Source organism: Mesorhizobium sp. M7A.F.Ca.CA.002.05.1.1, from assembly GCF_003998335.1.
Taxonomy (GTDB): Bacteria; Pseudomonadota; Alphaproteobacteria; order Rhizobiales; family Rhizobiaceae; genus Mesorhizobium.
On sequence record NZ_RZQI01001544.1, the window covers coordinates 1 to 641 of the forward strand.

Consider the following 641-nt stretch of genomic DNA (forward strand, 5'->3'; position numbering starts at 1 on the left):
GGCCTGACCCTGATGTTGTTCGATTGCTACCGCCCTGCCCGCGCCGTCGCCGACATGAATGAATGGACGCGCGATGGCGGGTCGCCCGATCCACAATGGTATCCGAAGGTCAGGCGCAGTGAGCTGATCGCCAAGGGTTATGTCGGAGAACTATCGACCCATTCACGTGGCTCGACCGTCGATGTCGCCGTCGCCCGGACGGACCGCAGGTCCAGCCCGAACCAGGCCTGCGGCGCGGGCGATGCCGACACGCTCGATTTCGGCACCGGCTTCGACTGCTTTGATCCGATGAGCGAAACCGCCCACCGAGGCCTTGCCAGTGAAGTGGCGGCAAACCGCAAGATGCTTGTCGACGCCATGCGCGCCGGCGGCTTCAAGAACTATGCAAGGGAATGGTGGCACTTCACGCTGAAAAGCGAACCGTTCGCCAGACAGCGTTTCGACTTTCCCATCACCGCCGATTGATGCACCGGACCAAATTCCGCACCTTGCCTCGGCACCGCCCCTTGCTAGATAGGCTGAGTGGCCGGGTCATGGATTCTTCCTTTGGCCTCAAGAGGAAAATATTTCTCCTAACGGCGAAATGGCGTCGAACATTTTCTCAAGAGGGGCAAAAAAGGCAACATTGAATGCATCTAATT

General features: G+C 59.0%; 1 protein-coding gene. It reads left to right on the forward strand.

From position 1 onward, the window contains the following. On the forward strand, positions 1 to 465 hold a 465-nt coding region (locus EN939_RS36940), incomplete at its 5' end, for a M15 family metallopeptidase (RefSeq protein ID WP_164751635.1). Positions 466 to 641: the final 176 nt, after the last annotated feature.